This is a genomic window from Achromobacter kerstersii (assembly GCF_902859595.1).
Taxonomy (GTDB): Bacteria; Pseudomonadota; Gammaproteobacteria; order Burkholderiales; family Burkholderiaceae_B; genus Achromobacter; species Achromobacter kerstersii.
Map to the genome: position 1 here is coordinate 102561 of NZ_CADIJQ010000002.1, position 19970 is coordinate 122530.

Sequence of the window (19970 nt, forward strand, 5' to 3'; positions counted from 1 at the left end):
CTCAAGCTTTAGTGGTCCAGTTGCTCGTGCGCGCGTTCGCGCATGAAGAACGCGGCAATCAGGCCCAGCGCCACGCCGAACATCACGTAGTAGGCCGGCGCCATCGGCGAACCGGTGGTCTTGATCAGCCACGTCACGATGAACTGCGCGAAACCGCCGAAGATCATCACGGCCACGTTATAGGCAAGCGACAAGCCCACGGAACGCACGCGCGCCGGGAACAATTCCGCCATCACCGTGCTGAACACGCCGAAGAAGGCCGACACGAAGAAGCACACGACGATCTGCACCGTCAGCAGGCGGCCGATCGACGGCGCGTCCGACAGCCAGTAGTACAGCGGATACAGCACGATCAGGTAGCCGATCAGCGAACTGATCACCAGCGGACGGCGGCCGATGCGGTCGGACCATGCGCCCATGAACGGCGTCATCAGCACCATCAGCGCCGCGCCCGCCATCTGCACCATGAAGGTTTCCTTCATCGGCAGCTTCAGGATTTGCGTGGAGTACGTCACCAGATACGTGAAGGTGATGTAGATGGACACCGTGGCGGTCACGACCAGGCCCACGCCGATCATCGTTTCACGCGTGTGGGTCTTGACCATCTGAACCAGGCTCAGGCGCTGCACTTCACCGCGCGCGGCGGCCTGGCGGTCTTCTTCCTGCATCTTCTTGAAGACGTCGGTTTCGTCGACGTTCTTGCGGATATAGATGGCGATGGGAACAATGACCAGGCCGAAGGCGAACGGAATGCGCCAGGCCCAGGCGGCGATCTGTTCTTGCGTGAAGAACTCGGTGATCAGCGTGCCGCAAGCCGCGCCGATCAGCAGCGCCAGCATCTGGCCGGCCATCTGCCACGAGCCGTAAAAGCCGCGTTTGCCGTTGGGGGCCATTTCAATCAGCAGCGCCGTCGACGTGCCGAATTCACCGCCCGCCGAGAAACCCTGCAACAGGCGCGCGATCAGGATGAAGATCGGGGCCAGGATGCCGGCGGCGTGGTACGTCGGGGCAACCGTGATCAGCGCGATGGACACCGCCATCAGCGAGGTCACCATCACCATCGCGGCCTTGCGGCCTTTTTTGTCGCCGTACATGCCCAGGATGATGCCGCCCACGGGGCGCATGAAGAAACCGACGCCGAAGATGGCGGTCGTCATCAGGATGGCGTTGAGTTCGCTGCCCGGCAGGTTGGGGTCGGTGGGAAAGAAGAGCTTCGCGATGATCGGCGTCATGAACGCGAACACCAGGAAGTCATACCATTCGAGGGCGTTGCCTATCACTGCGGCCACGATGTTGCGTGTGGGAACTGCTTTGTGCTGCACGGTTTCTCCTTGGGGGTGTTATTCCAATCCGGGCGACATTCTAGGCGCTTAACCCGTGAACAGTGCCGGGCGCCGTCCGAGACGTGGGCGCTTCCTGGCTTTACACTTCTGTTTTTCCCAAAAGCAGAGAAGTCACATGAACGCGCGCACCTGGCTGGAAACGCTGGTGGGTTTCGACACCACCAGCCGCAATTCCAATCTTGCCCTGATCGAAACCGTCCGCGATTGGCTCAAGGGCCAGGGCGTCGATGCGTGGCTGGCGCACAATCCCGAGCGCACCAAGGCCAACCTGTTCGCCACGTTGCCGGCGCAAGACGGCAACCAGCAGGGCGGTATCGTTCTGTCGGGCCACACTGACGTGGTGCCCGTGGATGGCCAGGATTGGGCCTCGGACCCGTTCAAGCTCATCGAAAAAGACGGCCTGCTGTATGGCCGCGGCGCGTGCGACATGAAGGGTTTCATCGCCGGCTCGCTGGCGTTGGTGCCGGAATTTCTGGCCATGCCGCGCAAGAAGCCAATCCACCTGGCCTTCTCGTATGACGAAGAAGTGGGCTGCGCGGGCGCGCCCTACATGCTGGCCGATCTGCTGGAACGCGGCATCCGCCCCGAAGGCTGCGTCGTGGGTGAGCCCACGGGCATGCAGGTGGTGGTGGCCCACAAGGGCATCAACCTGTTCCGCTGCAAGGTGCACGGCAAGGCGGCGCATTCGTCCTTGACCCCGCGCGGCTGCAACGCCATCGAGTACGCCGCCCGCCTGATCTGCCGTATTCGCGACCTGGCCGACAGCTTCAAGGCCAACGGCCCGTACGATCAGTTCTACGACGTGCCGTTCTCCACGATGACCACCAACCAGATCCGTGGCGGCATCGCGGTCAACACCATCCCTGAGCTGTGCGAATTCACCTACGAATTCCGCAACCTGCCGGGCATGCAGCCCGATGAGATCCAGGCAGAAGTTGAAAAATACGTGCGCGATGAGCTCTTGCCGCGCATGAAGTCCGAGTTCGACGGCGCTTCCATCGAAATCGAAACGGGCGCCGCGGCCCCCGCGCTGGAAGCGTCGGAAGAAGCCGCCATCACCCAGCTGGTGCGCGCGCTGACCGAAGACCGCACCACCCGCAAGGTGGCCTATGGCACCGAAGCCGGTTTGTTCCAGGGCATCGGCATTCCGACGGTCGTTTGCGGCCCCGGCCATATCGAACAGGCCCACAAGCCCAACGAATATGTCGCCGTGGACCAAATGGCGTCGTGCGAGACCTTCCTGCGCCGCCTGGGCCAATCGCTGTAATTCACGCCAAGTGGCGCTAAGGGCAATCCGGGCGCGGCCGGGGCTGGGGGCTTCCCGCCCCGGCCGCGCCCGGGTCAGGTAAAATGTCGGGTTGCAAACCGGATTTGCGGCCGGCAGTGGTCTGTCGCGATACCGGGGGAGATGCTTGGTGAAACCTTACGACTTTCCGGATGCCAAGGGCCATTTTGGTCCCTATGGCGGTGTTTTCGTGGCGGAAACGCTGATGCACGCGCTCGACGAGCTGCGCGCAGCCTATGACCATTACCGTGTCGATCCCGCCTTCCTGGAAGAGTTCAACTACGAACTCAAGCATTTTGTCGGCCGGCCCAGCCCGGTCTACCATGCCCGCCGATGGTCCGAGATGCTGGGCGGCGCCCAGATCTGGTTCAAGCGCGAAGACCTGAACCACACCGGCGCGCACAAGGTCAACAACTGCATTGGCCAAGCGCTGCTCGCCAAGCGCATGGGCAAGCCGCGCGTCATCGCGGAAACCGGCGCTGGCCAGCACGGCGTGGCTACGGCCACGGTGGCGGCCCGCTACGGCATGGAATGCGTCGTCTACATGGGCAGCGAAGATATCCGCCGCCAAGCGTCGAACGTTTACCGCATGAAGCTGCTGGGCGCCACGGTGGTGCCGGTCACTTCCGGTTCGCGCACCCTGAAAGATGCGCTGAACGAAGCCATGCGCGACTGGGTCACCAACATCGAAAACACGTTCTACATCATTGGCACGGTGGCGGGTCCCGACCCCTATCCCCGCATGGTGCGAGATTTCCAGACCGTCATCGGCAATGAATGCCTGACGCAGATGCCGGAAGCCATCGGCCGCCAGCCCGACTACGTCGTGGCGGCAGTGGGCGGCGGCTCCAACGCCATGGGCATCTTCCATCCCTACATCCCCTACGAAGACGTGCGCCTGATTGGCGTCGAAGCGGCGGGCGAGGGCATGGACAGCGGCAAGCACGCCGCATCGCTGGCTGCTGGCCAGGTGGGCGTGCTGCACGGCAACCGTACCTATGTCATGCAGGACGCCGACGGCCAGGTCCAGGAAACGCATTCCGTTTCCGCTGGCCTGGATTACCCCGGCGTGGGTCCCGAACATGCCTGGCTGAAAGACTCGGGCCGCGCGGAATACGTGGGGATCACCGACGATGAGGCCCTGAAGGCGTTTCACGACTGCTGCCGCATCGAAGGCATCATGCCGGCGCTTGAGTCCTCGCACGCCATCGCGCAAGCGGTGAAGATGGCCGCCACGCTACCGCGCGACGCGATCATCCTGGTCAACTTGTCGGGCCGTGGCGACAAAGACATGCATACCGTCGCCGAACGTGCCGGTATCGAGCTCTAACACCATGACAACTCGCATTGATCGTATTGCTGCCGCTTTCGCGCGCGCCGCCGAATCCGGTCGCGCCGCAGCGCTGATTCCCTATATCGCGGCGGGCGATCCTTCGCCCGCGGCCACCGTACCGCTGATGCACGCGCTGGTCGACGCCGGCGCCGATGTCATCGAGCTTGGCGTGCCGTTTTCCGATCCCATGGCCGACGGCCCTGTGATCCAACGCGCCGCCGATCGCGCCATCGCGCAGGGCGTGGGCCTGGCCCGGGTGCTGGAGCTGGTGGCAGAATTCCGCCAGCAGGACACCACCACGCCGGTGGTGTTGATGGGCTACGCCAACCCGATCGAACGCATGGGCCAGACGGCATTCGCCGTCAACGCCGAGCGTGCCGGGGTGGATGGCGTGCTGGTCGTCGATTACCCGCCCGAAGAAGTCATCGAATTCGCCGGCACGCTGGGCGAACACGGCATTGCCCCGATTTTCCTGCTGGCTCCCACCTCCACCGAAGACCGCATCAAGGCCGTGGCGGACGTGGCGCGCGGCTACGTGTATTACGTGTCGCTCAAGGGCGTCACGGGCGCGGGCTCGCTGAATACCGACGACGTGGCTGAACGCGTTGCCGTCATCCGCCGCCATATCCGCGACATCCCGGTTGGCGTGGGCTTTGGCATCCGCGACGCCGAAAGCGCCCAACGCGTGGCGCGCGTGGCGGACGCGGTCGTCATCGGCAGCAAATTGATTGAAACCATGGAGCAGGCGGCGGCGAATGCCCCGGCTGACCAGAAAACCGACGCAGCAGTCACCGCCGCCGGCGGCTGGCTGCGCACCATCCGGCAAGCGCTGGATCAAGTCAAACGAGACGACGCGTCGGCCTGAGCGGCCCGGCGCGACCTCTAACGGGATGAAATAACAATGAGCTGGATCGAAAAACTCCTGCCTCCTCGCATCAATAAAACCAGCGACAGCGGCGCCCGCCGCGTTCCCGAAGGCCTTTGGGTGAAATGCCCGTCGTGCGAATCGGTGCTGTACAGCGAAGACTTGGCGGCCAATCTGCACGTGTGCCCCAAGTGCGACCATCACATGCGCATCGGCGCGCGCGCCCGCATTGATTCGCTGCTCGACATGGAAGGCCGTGTTGAAATCGGCCAGACCACGCGCTCGGTCGACACGCTGAAGTTCAAGGACACCCGCAAGTATCCCGAACGCCTGCAAGAGGCCGTCAAGCAAACCGGTGAAACCGATGCGCTGGTGGTCATGAGCGGTTCCATTCGCGGCGTGCCGGCCACCTTGGCCTGCTTCGAATTCGAATTCATGGGCGGTTCCATGGGCTCGGTGGTGGGTGAGCGCTTTGCGCGCGGCGCCCAGGCTGCCCTGGACAACAAGACGCCGTTCATCTGCGTGGCTGCCTCGGGTGGCGCGCGCATGCAGGAAAGCCTGCTGTCGCTGATGCAGATGGCCAAGACGAACGCCATGCTGACCCGCTTGTCGGCGGCCGGCCTGCCGTTCATCAGCGTGCTGACCGACCCCACCATGGGCGGCGTGTCGGCCAGCTTCGCCTTCATGGGCGACGTGGTCATCGCCGAACCTAAAGCGCTGATCGGCTTCGCCGGCCCGCGCGTGATCGAACAGACCGTGCGCGAGAAGCTGCCTGAAGGCTTCCAGCGCGCTGAATTCCTGCTGCAGAAGGGCGCGATCGACATGGTCATTGACCGTCGCCAGCTGCGCGAGGAAATCGCGCGTCTGCTCGCGTTGCTGACCAACCAGCCGGCGGATGTCGTGACGGCCTGAGGCCTTTCGCGTCTGCTGTAAAAACATGCCGCCGTCAGGCCATTGTCTGACGGCGGCATTTGCTTTGGCGTCGCTAGTGCGTGTTACCCGGGACGGCCAGAGGGTGTTTCGAGTGTGACCATGCTTTTCGGAACAGTGTTTTCCACAGATATTTGTTGCCATATTGCGACAATCGTCGAGCTATCCGACCCGGATTTTGATATGTTGCCAACTAGTCCAGAAATCCACGGAGTTACCTGATGCTGTCGACCAAAAAGAAAATGCTCACGCGCCTTGTCGGTTTGGCTTTGGCCGGCGCTGCAACGCTTGCAAGCGCCCAATCCTCAACCGGCACGCAAGGCGGCGTCAGTCTGCACTACGGCATTGGCGACCACTACAAGCGCCTGACGCTGAACTACGAGACCCCGTCCGTGTGGACGTATCAATTCGGTGGCAACTGGGGCCGCCTGGACCTCACGCCCGAACTGGGTGCGTCCTACTGGCAGGCCGATGGCTCGCGTTCGCCGGGCCATGTCTGGCAGCTCAACGCCATTCCGATGTTCCGTTGGTGGACGGGTGAACGTTTCTACCTCGAGGCCGGTATCGGCGCCACGTTGTTCTCCAGCACGCGTTTTGCTGACGAAAACATCAGCACCGCCTTCCAGTTTGGTGACCACGTTGGCTTGGGCTTTCTGCTGACCCCGAACAACCGCATTGGCGTGCGCTATTCGCACTTCTCCAACGCCAGCATCAAGCGTCCGAACCCGGGTTTGGATCTGGTGCAGCTGACTTATACGTACCAGTTCTGATCGCAGGCGGTTCAATGCTGAAAGCCCTCGCAACTGCGAGGGCTTTTTTTATTGCGCGCTGACAGCATCGCCCGTCGCGTCCAAAAAAAAGCCCCCGTCGTGTGGACGGGGGCCTTTTCGTGCCGAGCGGCTTAGTGGCGCGTTTCGACTTGAACCAGCGGTTCGTTCGACACTTGCGCGACCGGCTTGCGCTCGCGGCCCAGGCGGGTCGGCGAGTGCGCGGCGGCGATGCGCAGTTGCGTCTGAGCGTGACGGTCGGGGTCGGTTTCAACCCACTTCAGGCCGGCAGCGTTGACGACGTCATGCAGCGCTTGAGCCTTGGCGGACGGCGTGGCGGCCGGCACCACGATCGGCTGTTGCGCTTGCGTCGGCGCGGCAGGGGCCGGGGCAGCAGGAGCTGCGGCAGCCGGTGCTACGACAGCCGGTGCTACGACAGCCGGTGCTGCGGCAGCCGGAGCCGGAGCCGGAGCCGGAGCTTCAGCGACCGGAGCGGCCGGCGCCGTCACGACGGGTTCCGCAGCGGCGTGAGCCGGTGCTTCAACCGGCGCGGCAGGCACGGACACCTGGCTGGCGGGTTCAACGGCCACAGGTTGCGTGACGTCGCGAGCGGCGGTTTGCACGGGTTCGGCCTTGGGGGCTTCAGCGGCAACTTGCACGGGCTCGGCCTTGGGCGCTTCGACGGCGGCTTGTTCGGCGGCCGGTTGGGCTTCAATGACCTGCGCTTCCGTTACCTTGGTTTCAACAACCTGGACCGGAGCGGCCGGGGCGGTTTCAGCCTGTGCCGGAGCGGCGTCGATCTGGGCGGCTTGCACCGGAGCGGGAGCGGCAGCTTCGGCGGGCGCGGCTTCGGCGGCTACGCCTTCAGCCTGTTCGCCAGCGTCGTCATCCGAACCGTCTTCCAGTTGCTCGTCGCTGCCTGCCAGACCTGCTTCATCCTGGCTGCGGCGGCCACGACGGCTGCGGCGGCGGCGGCGCTTGCGTTCGGGATCGGCAGCACCTTCTGCGCCTTCAGCGGTCGGGAAGCCATCAGTTTGGTCGGCGGCATCGGCGTCGGCTGCGGCTTCAGTGGCGGGCTTGGTGTCGGGCAGGGCAGTCGCAACGGACTGCGCCAGCGCGGCGACCATGCTTTCCTGTTCGCTCATCGGCGCATCGGACTGGCCTTCTTCACGGCGGTTGCGGCCACGGCCACGACGGCGGTTACGGCCAGCGCCGGTGTCCTCGCCATTGGCCAGATCAGCCTGGTCGGGGCGGTTCGACGCCAGAGCCGTTTGGGCGGTCTGGTTGTCGCGGTCGCCACGGGCCTCGTTGCGGTTGTTGCGGTCGCCGCGTTCCTGGCGCTCGCCTTCGGGACGGCGGTTGCCACGGACGTGATGACGGCCGCCTTCGCTGCCCTCGGCGCCTTCACCGCGCGCTTCGCCACGGCGGTTGCCACGGTTGCGGTCCGAACCATGGCGTTCGCCACGGCGTTCCTGGCCGTCATGGCCGGCACGGCCCTTGCCACGGCCGGAAGCGGCGCGCTTGGCGCTGTCTTCCTGAGCGGCGGGCGTTGCGGGCTTGGCGGTATCGGCATTGCCGGTCAGCCAGCCAACCAGGCGCTTGAACAAGCCACCCAAGCCACCGGCGGCGGCCGGCGCTGCCGGTGCGGCAACAGGAGCTGCCGGCGTCGACACGGGAGCCGGCTGCGAGGGCGTGATGCCCTTGACCAGCGCTTCAGGACGAGCCTTGATTTCGCTTTCGCGGGGTTGCCAGGGCGCGTTCGTGGCCGGGGCTTCAACCAGCTCGAAACTGGTCTTCAGCTCTTCCAGGCGCGGGTCATCGTGGCGCAGGCGTTCGATGTGGTGATGCGGCGTTTCCAGATGCTTGTTCGGAATCAGCATCAGGTTGACCTTCAGGCGGGCTTCCATCTTGGTGATGTCGGCGCGCTTTTCGTTCAGAAGGTAAGTGGCCACATCGACCGGCACCTGGGCGTGGACCGCCGCGGTGTTTTCCTTCATCGCTTCTTCTTGCAGCAGGCGCAGCACGTGCAGGGCGCTGGACTCGGCATCGCGGATCACGCCGGTGCCGTTGCAACGCGGGCAGGTGATGTGCGAGCCTTCGTTCAGGGCCGGGCGCAGGCGCTGACGCGACAGTTCCATCAGGCCGAAGCGCGAAATCTTGCCCATTTGCACGCGGGCACGGTCGAAATGGAGCGCATCACGCAGGCGCTGTTCCACAGCGCGCTGGTTCTTGCTGTCTTCCATGTCGATGAAGTCGATGACGATCAGGCCACCCAAGTCGCGCAGGCGCAACTGGCGGGCCACTTCGTCGGCGGCTTCCGAGTTGGTGCGCAACGCGGTTTCTTCGATGTCGGCGCCGCGCGTGGAGCGGGCCGAGTTCACGTCGACGGAAACCAGCGCTTCGGTGTGGTCGATCACGATGGCGCCGCCGGAAGGCAGTTGCACCGTGCGCGAGTACGCCGTTTCAATCTGGTGTTCGATCTGGAAACGCGAGAACAGCGGGATATCGTCGCGGTAGCGTTTGACGCGCTGGACGTTGTCCGGCATCACCACGCTCATGAACGCGGTGGCCTGGTCGGCGATCTCGTCGGTATCGATCAGGATCTCGCCGATTTCGGGCGAGAAGTAATCGCGGATGGCCCGGATGACCAGGCTGGATTCCAGATAGATCAGGATGGGCGCGGAGTTGTCGCGGGCGGCGCCGTCAATGGCGGTCCACAGCTGCAACAGGTAGGACAAGTCCCACTGGAGCTCTTCGACGTTGCGGCCAATGCCTGCGGTGCGAGCAATGATGCTCATGCCCTGGGGCAGCTCAAGCTGCTCCATGGTGTCGCGCAGTTCCTGGCGGTCTTCACCCTCGACACGGCGCGAAACGCCACCGCCACGGGGGTTGTTGGGCATCAGGACCAAGTAGCGGCCAGCCAGCGAGATGAACGTGGTCAGGGCTGCGCCCTTGTTGCCGCGCTCTTCCTTTTCGACCTGAACGATCAGTTCCTGGCCTTCGCGCAGCGCATCCTGGATGCGGGCGCTACGAACGTCCACGCCTTCCTTGAAGAAGCTGCGGGCAACTTCCTTGAAGGGCAGAAAGCCGTGACGGTCTTCACCGTAGTTGACGAAGCAAGCCTCGAGGCCGGGTTCGATCCGGGTAATGACACCTTTGTAGATGTTGCCTTTGCGTTGTTCGCGGCCGGCAGTCTCGATGTCGAGGTCGATGAGTTTTTGCCCATCAACGATAGCGACGCGTAATTCTTCCTGATGCGTCGCATTGAACAGCATGCGCTTCATGAGAGGGTTTCTCCGTTGTCATGACGCGCCGATATCGGCGCGTGACCTCGGGTCACTCGGGCTGCGGCTGAAGCGGGCAAGAAATGCGGACCGTACCTGGGCGGCGCCCAGGCGTATCCGCCGCGGGTCAGGCGGGCACGTCGTGCCGTGGGGCACGGGGTTCTGTCAGCAGGAGGGTCAGCTTCACTGAATGTGGTTTGACGGAAAAATTGCTGTGAACGGCAGTTGCGGTCGGATTGGTTGCCTACACGCAGCTGGTGCTTTAAATATGCGACGATTCTTGCAGTGCTTCAGAGCCGCTTGCGGCATGCAACGGACCTGCTGGGACAGCGGGCAAAGTGAATGCCACACCACTATCCGGCAGGGCGCGGTTGCGCCGGCGACCAAGAGACCCAGGGGTTGAATCAGCAGGCAGTACAATAGCGGCCCGCGCGCTCGACGGAGTTGCGTACTTGTTTGCATCTCTACGCCAGGCGGCTAGTTCAGCCCCTTAAGGCTGTCCCGATTATATGTCGCTTTCCGCAATGCGCAAAGAAACTTCCTCCCCCATATCCCCCTCTAAAGCCCCCCCCGCCGTCCGCATGGTGGAGGTCGATGCCGAGCAAGCTGGCCAGCGTCTGGATAACTTCCTGATGCGCCTGTGCAAGGGCGTCCCCAAAACACATATCTACAAAGCCATCCGTGGCGGCGAAGTGCGTGTAAACAAGGGACGCATCTCGGTCGACTACCGCATCGCCGCGGGCGATATCGTGCGTATTCCGCCTTTGCGGCTGCCAGACCCCGGCAAGCCCCGGCCCGTGCCTGGCGCGGAATTCCCGGTGGTATTTGAAGACGATGCGCTGCTGGTTGTGGACAAGCCGGCGGGCGTGGCGGTGCACGGCGGCAGCGGCGTGTCCTTCGGCGTCATCGAGCAATTGCGCGCGGCCCGGCCCGACGCCAAGTTCCTGGAGCTGGTGCACCGGCTGGATCGCGAGACCTCGGGTCTGCTCATGGTGGCCAAGAAGCGCAGCGCGCTGCTGGCCCTGCACGCCATGCTGCGCGAAGGCAAGGGCGACAAGCACTATCTGGCCCTGGTTGAGGGCGACTGGGTCAATGACCGCCAGCACATCAAGCTAAGCCTGTCCAAGTGGACCACCCAATCCGGCGAGCGCCGCGTCAAGGTGGACCCGGACGGCCAGACGGCGCACACCATCATCACGCTGAAGCAGCGCTTCGGCGGTTACAGCCTGGTTGACGCCGAGCTGCGTACGGGCCGTACCCACCAGATCCGCGTTCACCTGGCGGCCAGCGGCTTTCCCATCGTGGGCGATGACAAGTACGGTCATGATGACGTGCGCGCGGAGTTCTCCCGCATGGGATTCGGCCGGATGTTCCTGCACGCCCATCAATTGACGCTGGCCCACCCGGTGACGGGCGAGCCCCTGACCCTTACCGCCGAATTGCCCCCCGCGTGTCGGCAAATACTGAAAAAACTGGAGTCGGTCTGATTATGTCGTCGTATTCGCTGGTCGTTTTTGACTGGGATGGCACCTTGATGGATTCCACGCACAGCATCGTGGCCGCCATTCAGGGCGCGTGCCGCGATCTGGAGTTGGCGGTGCCGTCGGCGTCCGAGGCCAGTTGGGTCATTGGTCTGTCCCTGGAAAGCGCCTTGCGCCGTGCCGTGCCGGAATTGACGCAGGCCATGATGCCGCGCTTCCTGGAGCGCTATCGCACTCACTACCTGCTGCGCGATCCGGAACTGCGGCTGTTTGACGGTATTCCCGAATTGCTGGCCGAATTGGCCGGCCAGAACGTCCGGTTGGCTGTCGCCACGGGCAAGAGCCGCGTTGGCTTGACGCGTGCGCTGGCCGCGACCGGCCTGGGCCCCTTGTTTGATGCGACCCGTACCGCTGATGAAACCTTCAGCAAGCCGCACCCCGCGATGCTGCATGAACTGATGCAGGAATTGGATGTGGACCCCGATCGCGTCGTGATGGTGGGCGATACCTCGCATGACTTGCAGATGGCGGTCAATGCGGGGGTGCATGGATTGGGCGTGACGTACGGTGCCCACACCCTGAAGGAGCTTCAAGGTTGTGCGCCGCAGGCGGTGCTGGATAGCGTGCCGCTCGTGCGCGATTGGTTGCTGCCGCGCGTAACCGCCAGCGTCTGACCGGCCATACTAATCGTTGCGTTGTCGGGCGGGAACGTCCGGCAACGCCAAAGGTCAATCTGAAAGTTCCTATCCGCAGGCGTGCCGCCGCGGAATATCATGGGACCGCGCAACGTCTATGACATGCGCTGGGTGTGGCCATGGCTGGCTGGCGCCGAACCGGAGACCATGATGTTGATACGCAAGCCCGACGATATTCTTCCGTCCGAAATCACTGACGAGGCCGTCTGGCGCTCGCGCCGCGACCTGATGCTGCGCGCCGGGCTGACCGCCGCCGCCGTCGGTTTGCCGGGTTGGGCAACCCGCAGTGCGTTCGCACAAGAGGCCGGTGCGCTGCCAGCCAAGCCGAACGGCTCGCTCAGCGTCATGGACAAACAGACGTCGCTTGCCGACGTCACGTCCTACAACAACTACTACGAATTTGGCGTCGACAAGGGCGACCCTGCCGCCAACGCCGGCAAGTTGCAGACGCGCCCTTGGACGGTCACCGTCGAGGGCGAGGTCGCCAAGCCGCGCACCTTTACCATCGAAGAACTGCTGAAACTGGCGCCCATGGAAGAGCGGGTCTATCGCCTGCGCTGCGTGGAAGGCTGGTCCATGGTGATTCCGTGGGTGGGCTATTCGGTATCGGAACTGCTCAAACAGGTCGAACCCACCGGCAACGCCAAGTATGTTGAATTCGTCACGGCCGTGCAGCGCGAGAACATGCCGGGCGTGCGCGCCGCCATCCTGGAATGGCCCTACGTGGAAGGCCTGCGCATCGACGAAGCCATGAATCCGCTGGCCATGCTGGTGTTCGGTCTTTACGGCAAGGTGCTGCCCAATCAAAACGGGGCGCCGCTGCGCTTGGCCGTGCCGTGGAAATACGGCTTCAAGTCCGCCAAGTCCTTGGTGAAGATCCGCTTGGTGGAAAAGCTGCCGGTGTCGTCCTGGATCAAGGCCGCGCCGCAGGAATATGGTTTCTACGCCAACGTGAACCCCAACGTTCCGCACCCGCGCTGGAGCCAGGCCACGGAACGCCGCATCGGCGAAGACGGCTTGTTCAGCCCCAAGCGCAAGACCTTGATGTTCAACGGCTATGGCGAGCAAGTGGCGTCGCTATATCAGGGCATGGACCTGAAAGCGAACTACTGAGCGCGCTCATGCCTGACGTTTCAACGCAGTCTTCGGTGGCGCCGCCGCGCAAGACACAGTTGTCCGCCAAGACGGTGGGGCGGTTCAAGCCTGTCTTGTTTCTCTTGGGCCTGGCGCCGTTCGCGCGCTGGATCTGGTTGGGCGTGAATAACGGCCTGACTGCGAACCCGGTTGAGTTTCTGACCCGGTCGTCGGGCACGTGGACGCTAGTCTGCCTGCTGGTCACCCTGGCGATCACCCCGTTGCGCCGCCTGACCGGCCAGCCCGCCTTGGTGCGCCTGCGCCGCATGTGCGGCTTGTTTGCGTTCTTCTACGGCGCCATGCATTTCACGGCCTGGGTCTGGTGGGATCGCGGGTTGGACCCGGCCGCCATGCTGCAAGACATCGGCGAACGCCCCTTCATCACGGTGGGATTTGCGGCGTTCGTGTTGATGACCGCCCTGGCGGCAACGTCCACGCAGTGGGCCATGCGCAAGCTGGGCAAGCGCTGGCAGCAGCTGCACCGTGCCATTTACGCCATCGGCCTGTTGGCGGTGCTGCATTACTGGTGGCACAAGGCAGGCAAGAACGATCTGGCGCAGCCCGCCCTGTATGCGGCGGTGCTGGCCTTGCTGCTGGGCTGGCGGATCGTGGCGTGGTGGCGGCACAGGCGCTGACGTTCGCCAGCCTGCTTCGCCGTTCCCTACGGAATCGCCAACATGATCGCGGCGGTTTCCGCGTCGGGCTGGCCATCGTATCGCGCCGGGCGGTAGTGCATCTGGAATGCCGCCAGCGTGTTGATGGTGGCCGGGTCCAACACGCCATTTTGCGGACTGGCGTAACCCAGGCGCTGCAATTGCGCTTGGAACCAGGCCACGTCCGGCACGCCTTGCGCTTGCAGGCGCGTCAGATGCTCGGCGGCGCCGGTTTCGTCGTACCAGCGTCCAATGCCGGCTGCGGCCAGCGTTTTCCACGGGAACAGCGGGCCAGGATCAACCTTGCGCTGCGGCGCGATATCGCTATGGCCCACAACGTTCTCAGGGGCGATGCCGTGGCGTTGGATGATGTCGCGCAGCAGTATCGTCAGCGCCCGCACCTGACGGTCGTTGTAGGCGTGCCAGACGGGTTTGCCGTCCGGGCCTTCCGTCCAGCCGGGGTTCACGATTTCGATGCCGATGGACGTGCTGTTCATCGCAATGTTGCCGTACCAGGAGCTGGCGCCGGCATGCCAGGCAGCCCGGTTTTCATCGACCAGCCGATAGGCGCGCCCGGCATCGTTGATGAGATAGTGCGCGCTGACCTTGCCGCGCGACAGCAGTTTCATTGAGGTCGCGTCGTCGACCGTGGTGTAGTGCACAACGATGCTGCGCACGCGGCTGGCCTGGCTGACGGCGGTGACCGAGGTGTCCAGGTCCAGTCCGGCCGGGCCGCGCGTGGCGCAGCCGGCCAGCACTGCTGTCGCCAGCAGGGTGGTGATAAGGCGGAACATGGTCAGCGGGCCAGGTAGAGGAACAGCGTGGGCAGCTTGTCCAGTTGCGGGGCGGGCAGCTTCTTCCAGTCGGCCACCGTGTGCGTCACGACCCATTCATCGGCTGTCGTAACCGAGCGCGCCACGCACAGCTTGGTGTCGCCCTTCAGGCTGGCCAGGAGCGTCGCGAACATGGCGGCGTTGCGATACGGCGTTTCGATCAGCAGTTGGGTCTGGTTGTGCTTGGCAGAGTGCTGTTCCCAGGCTTTCAGCTGCTTGGCGCGCTCGCCCGGATCGACCGGCGCATAGCCGTGGAAGGCGAAGCGCTGGCCGTCCAGGCCGCTGGCCATCAGGCCCAATAGAATGGAAGAGGGGCCAACCCAGGGCTTGACGGTGATGCCCAGCCGATGGGCAGCGTCCACGACCTTGGCGCCGGGGTCCGCCACGGCCGGGCAGCCGGCTTCGGAAACCAGTCCGATTTCCGCGCCTTGCTTGATGGGGGTGAGCCAGGTCTTGATCTGGGCGGCGTCCACCTTGTCGGTCAGCGTGTGGATGGTGATTTCCTGCAGCGGCCGGGTGGTGCCGATCAGTTTCAGGAAGGCGCGAGCCGTCTTGGCGTTTTCGGCGATGTAGGTGTCCAGCCGTCCGGCCAATGCGCGAACTTCAGCGGGCAGCCAGCGTTCGGCCGGCGCGTCACCCAGGCTGACGGGAATCAGGTGCAGCGCGCCGCTCATGCCGGCGCGCCCGGTGCGTCCAGCGGGTCCAGCCCGAACAAGCCCAGCATGCGGGTGAGTTCGATCAGCGGCAGGCCGATAATGGCGGTCGGATCGTCGCTCTGGATGCTCTCCATCAGCGCGATGCCTAGGCTTTCCGCCTTGGCGCTGCCTGCAGTATCGTAAGGTTCTTCGGCCCGCAGATAGGCGTCGATAGCGTGATCCGACAGTTGGCGGAAGCGGCAGCGCGTGATGATGTCTGCTTTTTCAACGCGCTGGCCATCCGTCACGGCCAGTGCGCTGTGAAACTCCACGGTTTGACCCGACAGGGCGCGCAATTGCGCCTGGGCGCGAAGGAAATCCCCCGGTTTGCCGATCGGCGCGCCGTCCACGGTGGCGACCTGATCCGAGCCGATCACAAGGCTGCCCGGGTGCTTGGCGGCAACCGCCATGGCCTTCGCAACCGACAGGCGCAATGCCAGCGCCGCAGGCGTTTCCCCCGGGTGTGGCGTTTCGTCTACATCGGGTGAAATGGTCGAAAAGGGCAGTCGCAGGCGCGACAGCAATTCTTTGCGGTAACGCGAGCTGGACGCGAGGATCAGGCTAGGCTTGGAAGGCATGCGGTATTTGACGGTTAAGCGTAAGTCGCAGTATTATCTAACGTTTTGCGGGATTTTTGCACCAAAGAGCCTCTGGGCACGTGGCGCAACCCGTAAATGCAGAAGACATCTGCAAAGGACTGATCATTAAGCGCATCGATGCATTCGCATTTGCCCATAGTGGCAAGGAAGCGCATGGCACCATACCTCTTGTGCGGTTTTCGCGCGCGGTTGAAGGGTTACCCGAACAACCGCTGGGCGACGCCGGGCTTGTGACTTGGTCCGTGCGGGGTGAGGTGGGCAAATCTGGTTTGATGCTTGGCCGGCCCTTGCTGCACGTTCACGTGCAAGCGAACCCGGTGCTGGTGTGCCAGCGGTGCAATGTGCCGTTCGTGTATCCGGTCGATAGCGATGTCCTGTTGCAGCTGGTTAAGTCTGAAGCTGATCTCGATGATGGTTTCACCAACGGTGATCAAACCGATGGTTATTCCCGCGAGGACGATGAAGACGAAGAAGGAAATGGTTTTGTGTCCAGCCAACCTGAAAAGGTGGTGGGTTCACATCATTTTGATCTGCTGGCCCAGATTGAAGATGAGCTCATTCTGAGCGTTCCGTATGTGCCCAAGCATGATGTATGCCCGGGCGCGCAGGCCAAAGTCAGCGAAGCTCCTGAAGAGCCCGCTGTCAAGCGTCCGTCGCCGTTTGCGGTGCTGGAACAACTGAAGCACAAAGATTGAGATCAACATCGGGCCGCATCGCGTACAATGCGCCCCGTTTCTAGGAGTCATCATGGCCGTTCAACAAAACAAGAAGTCCCCCTCCAAGCGCGGTATGCACCGTTCGCACGATTTTCTGGTTGCTCCGTCGACCGCCATCGAGCCGAACACCGGTGAAACGCACCTGCGTCACCACATCAGCCCCAACGGCTTTTACCGTGGCCGCAAGGTCCTGAAGACCAAGGCCGACGAATAAGGCCCCCGGGCCGAACTCGTACTCGGACCAATTCGGCTACGCGCTGATACCTGGCACCCGTGATACGCATCGCCATAGACTGTATGGGCGGAGACTTCGGTCTGCCCGTCACGATTCCGGCTGCGATCGAGTTCGCCCGGCAATTTCCGGATACCCGGCTGTTGCTGGTCGGGCTTCCCGACGCTATCGAAGCGGCGCTCTCCGAGCACCGCGACGTGGCGCGCGATCGTATGGAAATCGTGGCGGCTTCTGAAGTCGTCACCATGGACGACCCGGTTGAGGTCGCCCTGCGCCGCAAAAAAGACTCCTCCATGCGCCTGGCCGCCCAGTCCGTCAAGGACGGGCGCGCCGACGCCTGCGTTTCCGCGGGCAATACCGGTGCGTGGATGGCCATTTCACGCTACGTGCTCAAGACGCTGGACGGCATTGACCGCCCCGCGATCGCCACGTCCATTCCGAACCAGACGGGCCGCGCCACCACGGTGCTGGACCTGGGTGCGAATGTGGACTGTTCGGCCGAGCACCTACTGCAATTCGCCATCATGGGCGCCGCACTCTCGCAGGCGGTGGACCATCGTGAGAACCCCACTGTGGGCTTGCTCAACATCGGCGAAGAAGTCATCAAGGGCAATGAAGTCGTCAAAGAAGCGGCAGAGCTTCTGCGCGGCAGCCCCTTGAATTTCTACGGAAACGTGGAAGGCAATGACATCTTCAAGGGCACGGTCGACGTCGTCGTTTGCGACGGTTTCGTCGGCAACGTCGTGCTCAAGTCCGTTGAAGGGCTGGCGAAGATGCTGTCCAGCATCATTCGCGAAGAGTTCAAACGCAACATCTTTACCCTGCTGGCCGGCGCCATCGCCAAGCCGGTGCTCAACCGTCTGCGCAATCGCGTCGACAACCGTCGCTACAATGGCGCCGCGTTGTTGGGTTTGCGCGGCGTGGTCATCAAGAGCCACGGTTCCGCGGATGTCTACGCCTACGGTTTTGCGTTGCAACGAGCTCGCGAAGCTGTAGTGAGTAAACTGCTGGAGCGCACCGCTCAGACGGTCGCTCAGATTACCAAGCGCGTTCAATCAGAAGAGGGCGTCGCAACGCCCTCGCAGAACGTGGCTGGGGACACCGCTTGATGGATACCGCAATGAAATATTCCGTGATCGCGGGCACCGGCAGCTTCCTGCCGGAACGCGTGGTTTCGAATGACGAACTGGCAGCGGAACTGGCGACGCGCGATATCGCCACGTCCGATGAATGGATCGTCGAGCGCACGGGCATCCGTCAGCGCCACCTTGCCGAGCGTGGCGTCACGACCAGCCAGCTCGCCACCGAAGCCTCGCGCCGCGCGCTGGCCGATGCGGGCGTTGAAGCGTCCGACATCGACCTGATCATCGTCGCCACGTCTACCCCCGATTTCGTCTTTCCCAGCACGGCTTGCCTGGTGCAGGCCAACCTGGGCGCCAAGGGTTCCGCCGCGTTCGACGTGCAAGCCGTGTGCAGCGGCTTCGTCTATGCGCTGACTACCGCTGACAGCTTCATCCGCGCGGGCCGTGCCCGTTGTGCGCTGGTGATCGGCGCGGAAGTGTTTTCGCGCATCCTGGACTGGAACGATCGCAGCACCTGCGTGCTGTTCGGTGACGGTGCGGGCGCGGTGGTGCTGAAAGCCTCCGACACGCCCGGCATCATGGCCGCGCAATTGCACGCCGACGGCAGCCAGATGAAGATTCTGAGCGCCGCGGGCAACGTGGCCTATGGCGACGTCACGGGCGATCCGTTCCTGCGCATGGACGGCCAGGCAGTGTTCAAGCAGGCGGTCACGGTGCTGGACCGCTCGGCGCGCGATACCTGCGCCGAAGCGGGTGTCGAGCTTGCCGAGGTCGATTGGCTGATCCCGCATCAGGCCAACGTTCGCATCCTGAATTTCCTGGCGCGCAAGCTTGCCGTGCCCGTTGAAAAAGTCGTCATTACCGTTGATAGCCACGCCAACACCTCTGCGGCCAGCGTGCCGCTGGCCCTGGATGCCGCGCGCCGCGATGGCCGCGTCAAACCCGGTCAGCTCATTCTGATGCAAGGCGTGGGCGGCGGATTCACCTGGGGCTCGGTGCTCGCCCGCATGTAAGGGCGCGTCCGGGCTGCGCGGCGCAATGCGCTGCCGCCTGGAGAGCGCGCCTGACATTCCTCACAGATACTGAATCAATCAAACCGGTCACTCATGAAAATCGCTTTTGTCTTTCCCGGCCAAGGTTCGCAAGCTGTCGGCATGCTGGATGCCTGGTCGGACGTTTCCGCCGTTACCGATACCGTCGCCCGTGCCTCGCAAGCGCTGGGGCAGGATTTGGGCGCGCTGATCGCCCAAGGGCCGGTGGAACAGCTCAACCTGACCACGAACACTCAGCCCGCCATGCTGACCGCAGGTGCTGCGTTCTACGCCGCCTGGTCCGCAGCGGGCGGCCGCAAGCCTGATGTCGTCGCCGGCCACAGCCTGGGCGAATACGCCGCGCTGACGGCCGCCGGCGCGCTTGCGCTGGAAGACGCCGTGCGCCTCGTGCGGGTGCGCGCTGACGCCATGCAAGCCGCAGTGCCGGTCGGCACGGGCGCAATGGCCGCCATTCTGGGTCTGGACGACGATGCTGTGCGTGCCGCGTGCGCCGCCGCCGCGCAAGGTGAAGTGGTCGAAGCCGTGAACTTCAATGCGCCCGCCCAGGTTGTGATCGCGGGCCACAAGGCCGCCGTCGAACGCGCTTGCGAGCTGGCCAAGGCTGCGGGCGCCAAGCGCGCGCTGCTGTTGCCCGTGTCCGCCCCGTTCCACTCCAGCCTGCTCAAGCCCGCCGCCGATGTGCTGGCTGGTGCGCTGGCCGGCGTGACGGTGTCGGCGCCCCAGATTCAAGTCATCAATAACGTCGACGTGGCGTCCCCCACCGACCCCGCCGCCATCCGTGATGCGCTGGTTCGCCAGGCGTGGCATCCTGTGCGCTGGGTTGAAACCCTGCGCGCCATGAAGGCGCAAGGCGTCACGCACGTCATCGAATGCGGTCCCGGCAAGGTGCTGGCCGGTTTGACCAAGCGTATCGACCCCGAACTTACCGGCCTGGCCATCACCGACCCCGCTTCGCTTGAAGCCGCGTTGGCCGTCGTTAACGGAAATTAAA

General features: G+C 63.8%; 19 protein-coding genes. 14 read left to right on the forward strand and 5 right to left on the reverse strand.

Translation table 11 applies throughout. The features are described from left to right. Positions 1-8: 8 nt before the first annotated feature. Entirely contained in the window at positions 9-1322 is a 1314-nt protein-coding gene (locus tag HV765_RS09360; RefSeq protein WP_054424057.1) for an MFS transporter, read from the reverse strand. 94 nt (positions 1323-1416) lie between these two features. Here HV765_RS09360 and argE point away from each other — a divergent pair, with 94 nt between their 5' ends. From argE to HV765_RS09385, 5 genes are all read left to right on the forward strand, one after another. Further along, positions 1417-2610 carry an acetylornithine deacetylase gene (argE, locus tag HV765_RS09365; protein ID WP_276529725.1) on the forward strand — a complete coding sequence of 398 codons (1194 nt, stop codon included), beginning with the start codon at positions 1417-1419 and terminating at the stop codon, positions 2608-2610. 148 nt (positions 2611-2758) lie between these two features. Next, the gene (gene trpB / locus HV765_RS09370) at positions 2759-3958 is read left to right on the forward strand and encodes a tryptophan synthase subunit beta (RefSeq protein ID WP_054424698.1); all 1200 of its coding nucleotides are present in this window, start codon (positions 2759-2761) and stop codon (positions 3956-3958) included. 4 nt (positions 3959-3962) lie between these two features. After that, positions 3963-4826: a tryptophan synthase subunit alpha gene (gene trpA / locus HV765_RS09375; RefSeq protein WP_054424056.1), complete on the forward strand. Its 864-nt coding sequence runs from the start codon at positions 3963-3965 to the stop codon at positions 4824-4826. 36 nt (positions 4827-4862) lie between these two features. Next, a complete protein-coding gene (gene accD / locus HV765_RS09380) occupies positions 4863-5738 on the forward strand; it encodes an acetyl-CoA carboxylase, carboxyltransferase subunit beta (RefSeq protein ID WP_054424054.1) in 876 nt (291 codons plus the stop codon). A 239-nt stretch (positions 5739-5977) separates the two neighbouring features. Continuing rightward, the gene (locus HV765_RS09385) at positions 5978-6526 is read left to right on the forward strand and encodes an acyloxyacyl hydrolase (RefSeq protein WP_054424052.1); all 549 of its coding nucleotides are present in this window, start codon (positions 5978-5980) and stop codon (positions 6524-6526) included. 131 nt (positions 6527-6657) lie between these two features. Here the strand turns inward: HV765_RS09385 and HV765_RS09390 are convergent, their stop codons facing one another. Continuing rightward, on the reverse strand, positions 6658-9807 hold the full coding sequence (locus tag HV765_RS09390; protein WP_175169602.1) for an Rne/Rng family ribonuclease: 3150 nt from the start codon (positions 9805-9807) through the stop codon (positions 6658-6660). A 524-nt stretch (positions 9808-10331) separates the two neighbouring features. Here HV765_RS09390 and HV765_RS09395 point away from each other — a divergent pair. The 4 genes from HV765_RS09395 (at position 10332) to msrQ (ending at position 13752) form a co-directional block, all read left to right on the forward strand. Beyond that, the gene (locus HV765_RS09395; protein WP_175169603.1) at positions 10332-11294 is read left to right on the forward strand and encodes an RluA family pseudouridine synthase; all 963 of its coding nucleotides are present in this window, start codon (positions 10332-10334) and stop codon (positions 11292-11294) included. A 2-nt stretch (positions 11295-11296) separates the two neighbouring features. Continuing rightward, on the forward strand, positions 11297-11962 hold the full coding sequence (locus HV765_RS09400) for an HAD family hydrolase (RefSeq protein WP_054424046.1): 666 nt from the start codon (positions 11297-11299) through the stop codon (positions 11960-11962). 171 nt (positions 11963-12133) lie between these two features. Continuing rightward, positions 12134-13096 carry a protein-methionine-sulfoxide reductase catalytic subunit MsrP gene (gene msrP, locus HV765_RS09405; RefSeq protein WP_054424696.1) on the forward strand — a complete coding sequence of 321 codons (963 nt, stop codon included), beginning with the start codon at positions 12134-12136 and terminating at the stop codon, positions 13094-13096. Positions 13097-13104: 8 nt separating this feature from the next. Continuing rightward, positions 13105-13752 carry a protein-methionine-sulfoxide reductase heme-binding subunit MsrQ gene (gene msrQ / locus HV765_RS09410; protein WP_175169604.1) on the forward strand — a complete coding sequence of 216 codons (648 nt, stop codon included), beginning with the start codon at positions 13105-13107 and terminating at the stop codon, positions 13750-13752. A 26-nt stretch (positions 13753-13778) separates the two neighbouring features. Here the strand turns inward: msrQ and HV765_RS09415 are convergent, their stop codons facing one another. Genes HV765_RS09415 through HV765_RS09425 form a run of 3 tightly spaced genes read right to left on the reverse strand, consistent with a single transcriptional unit; the run spans position 13779 to position 15876 of the window. Continuing rightward, complete coding sequence (locus HV765_RS09415; RefSeq protein ID WP_054424042.1) at positions 13779-14564, reverse strand: N-acetylmuramoyl-L-alanine amidase; 786 nt, start codon at positions 14562-14564, stop codon at positions 13779-13781. A gap of 2 nt (positions 14565-14566) precedes the next feature. Then, the gene (locus HV765_RS09420) at positions 14567-15277 is read right to left on the reverse strand and encodes an SAM-dependent methyltransferase (protein ID WP_175169605.1); all 711 of its coding nucleotides are present in this window, start codon (positions 15275-15277) and stop codon (positions 14567-14569) included. Further along, positions 15274-15876, reverse strand: a complete 603-nt coding sequence (locus HV765_RS09425) for a Maf family nucleotide pyrophosphatase (RefSeq protein WP_054424037.1) — start codon at positions 15874-15876, stop codon at positions 15274-15276. The genes HV765_RS09420 and HV765_RS09425 overlap by 4 nt, the downstream gene beginning before the upstream one ends. A 119-nt stretch (positions 15877-15995) precedes the next feature. Here HV765_RS09425 and HV765_RS09430 point away from each other — a divergent pair, with 119 nt between their 5' ends. The 5 genes from HV765_RS09430 to fabD all read left to right on the forward strand — a co-directional run bounded on the left by HV765_RS09430 (position 15996) and on the right by fabD (position 19969). Beyond that, positions 15996-16592 (forward strand): YceD family protein, encoded by a 597-nt coding sequence (locus HV765_RS09430; protein WP_054424694.1) that lies wholly within the window; start codon positions 15996-15998, stop codon positions 16590-16592. 52 nt (positions 16593-16644) lie between these two features. Then, positions 16645-16827 carry a 50S ribosomal protein L32 gene (gene rpmF / locus HV765_RS09435; RefSeq protein ID WP_006218037.1) on the forward strand — a complete coding sequence of 61 codons (183 nt, stop codon included), beginning with the start codon at positions 16645-16647 and terminating at the stop codon, positions 16825-16827. 59 nt (positions 16828-16886) lie between these two features. After that, complete coding sequence (gene plsX, locus HV765_RS09440; protein ID WP_054424035.1) at positions 16887-17954, forward strand: phosphate acyltransferase PlsX; 1068 nt, start codon at positions 16887-16889, stop codon at positions 17952-17954. After that, the gene (locus tag HV765_RS09445; RefSeq protein ID WP_054424033.1) at positions 17954-18940 is read left to right on the forward strand and encodes a beta-ketoacyl-ACP synthase III; all 987 of its coding nucleotides are present in this window, start codon (positions 17954-17956) and stop codon (positions 18938-18940) included. Before plsX ends, HV765_RS09445 begins: the two co-directional genes overlap by 1 nt. A 93-nt stretch (positions 18941-19033) precedes the next feature. Continuing rightward, a complete protein-coding gene (fabD, locus tag HV765_RS09450) occupies positions 19034-19969 on the forward strand; it encodes an ACP S-malonyltransferase (protein ID WP_054424031.1) in 936 nt (311 codons plus the stop codon). Position 19970: the final 1 nt, after the last annotated feature.